This window comes from Bacillus sp. P4_D3 (assembly GCF_056401855.1).
The window spans coordinates 1-2,437 of the sequence record NZ_JBFUIN010000479.1 but is presented as its reverse complement, the minus strand read 5'-3'; the positions used below and the strand labels follow the sequence as shown (position 1 = coordinate 2,437).

Here is a 2,437-nt window from a genome sequence, read left to right as displayed (position 1 = left end):
GTATTAGCCCCGGTTTCCCGGAGTTATCCCAGTCTTATGGGTAGGTTACCCACGTGTTACTCACCCGTCCGCCGCTAACTTCATAAGAGCAAGCTCTTAATCCATYCGCTCGACTTGCATGTATTAGGCACGCCGCCAGCGTTCATCCTGAGCCAGGATCAAACTCTCCAATAAAGTTAGTTTGTCTAGCATCTAAAAATAAAAATTGACGTTTACGTTGTTTGTTTCGTTCAGTTTTCAAAGAACTTGTCTGTCGCTCATTCGCGACTCCCTTATGTTAACATTTCCAATTTGTAATGTCAACTAAGTTTTTTTATTTCGTTTGTCGCTTTCTGCGTTGTTGCTATCGGCGACTTGTTCTATATTACACCTATGTATATTAATCGTCAATAGTTTTAAATAAGTTTTTTATAAAAATATGAATTAACTATACCAACAAGCCGTTAGCACAATAATAATACACTTGAATGTAACTCCCCCAAAATAAACTAAATACGAATAACCTATAAAAGTTACTGTAGGTTATTCGTATTTAGATGTCATTAATATACATATGACATTTAAAATTTATCCCCTCATTACATTATGTACACCATAATAGAAAGAAAGAATTAAATATTATTCCTTTGAAGGTATCGAGCAGCTACCATCTGCACAATAATCATCTGTTGTACTATTTATTGAAAGATCTTGAAGTTCAGACTTAGGATTCTCTTCTTCCCACACCTGCTGAAGTGCACCAACAAAGGTTTCAAGTGGTTGTGCACCTGAAATAGCATACTTTTGATTAACAATAAAATAAGGTACCCCTGTAATTTTATATTGTTGGGCAATTGATTCATCAATCCTAACCTCATTGGCATAAGCATTTTTATTATGAATAACATTTAAAGCCTCTTCCCTATCTAGACCGGAAGCTTCAGCAATATTAGCTAGTGTTTCCACATCACTTAAGTTTCTCGATTCAGTGAAATATGCAAAAAGTAGATTTTCTGTAATCTCCTTTTCCTTCCCCTGATCCTTTGCGAATTTCGCCAAACGATGTGCATCAAAAGTATTTGTTGGCTTCATCTCTTCAAATTTGAAACTTAAACCCATACTAGCTGCATGATTGCCTAGTTGTATATTATTACGATCAGCTTCTTCAACACTAATTCCATACTTCGATGCAAGTACTTCATTAATACTCGTTCCAGAGTAGATCGGAGCATTTTGATCTAATTCAAAACTTTTAAACTCAACTTCAACATCTTTCTTATGTGGAAATTGCTCTAAAGCCATTTCTAATCTACGCTTCCCAATATAGCAAAACGGGCATACAAAATCAGACCAAACTTCAATTTTCATATGAACACCTCATTAACATTTATTTTTCAATCATTGTAGCACTGACGTTACGGAATTCAAAAATTTATGCCTCAAGAAGTTACGACTACTAATCAAAGAAGATTTCATGCACATATATACACTTCAATTGTAAATGAGCTCCTTGTTCAACATTCCTATATCTCACTACATATTTAGCCATAATATAGCTGTTCTCATAATAGTTGAAAAGCACCTGTATTATCTCCATAGATTATGTACTGCTTCCCTATACTTAATAACAAAAAAATATCCCTCAAAACGCTACTATTATAAGAATAAAAAATTAAACAAGCCCGTCTATATAAAATGCAATTATATAGACGGGCTTGTTTAATAGATTTAGCAAACTCAAAGGAAGCAATTATACAAATCTATATTATTGAAATTATGAACGGAGTTATTTTCAAAAGTATATTAGTGAAGAAGATTTAGATGTCCAATCATGAAGAAGAAATATTTACCGGCAGAAATACCTCTAATGTTTATTAGTTAAGGGATACTGCATACAGGGTTTCAAGGAAAAATAGCTATACAATTCATAAACCATTAAATCATTTAGAGCATAGAAGCTTCAATTATGCGCCAAATTTTTTAGAAATTAATTATAAAAGAAGAGAGATTTCCTCTTATATTGAAGATATGACCAATAATGGTCATATGACGAAATACATATAGTTTAATGAACGCTTAATAAAAATAGCGAAAACACTTCGCCTTTATCATGATTCTGTAAATAATTTTCCATCTGGTATGATTTAGCAATCCATATTTCCACTCTTGTTTCTAACGAAACAAATATACAAAAAAACACAAGTCTTTTGACTTGTGTTTTAGCTTGCTTGGCGACGTCCTACTCTCACAGGGACAAGGTCCCAACTACCATCGGCGCTAGAGAGCTTAACTTCCGTGTTCGGTATGGGAACGGGTGTGACCTCTCTGCCATCATCACCAAACTATTGAAGGTATATTCCTTCAAAACTAGATAACATTTGCTTCATATTATATGGTTAAGTCCTCGATCTATTAGTATTCGTCAGCTCCACATGTCACCATGCTTCCACCTCGAACC

The 2,437-nt window shown here is 34.2% G+C and carries 1 protein-coding gene and 2 rRNA genes; all 3 read right to left on the bottom strand.

The annotated features are described in order from the left end of the window. Positions 1-174, bottom strand: a 16S ribosomal RNA gene (locus tag AC1DTM_RS23000); the annotation flags it as partial. 444 nt (positions 175-618) lie between these two features. Further along, the gene (locus tag AC1DTM_RS22995) at positions 619-1,347 is read right to left on the bottom strand and encodes a DsbA family oxidoreductase (protein ID WP_016103369.1); all 729 of its coding nucleotides are present in this window, start codon (positions 1,345-1,347) and stop codon (positions 619-621) included. Positions 1,348-2,205: 858 nt separating this feature from the next. Then, positions 2,206-2,321, bottom strand: a 5S ribosomal RNA gene (gene rrf / locus AC1DTM_RS22990). Between the last annotated feature and the right edge of the window lie 116 nt (positions 2,322-2,437).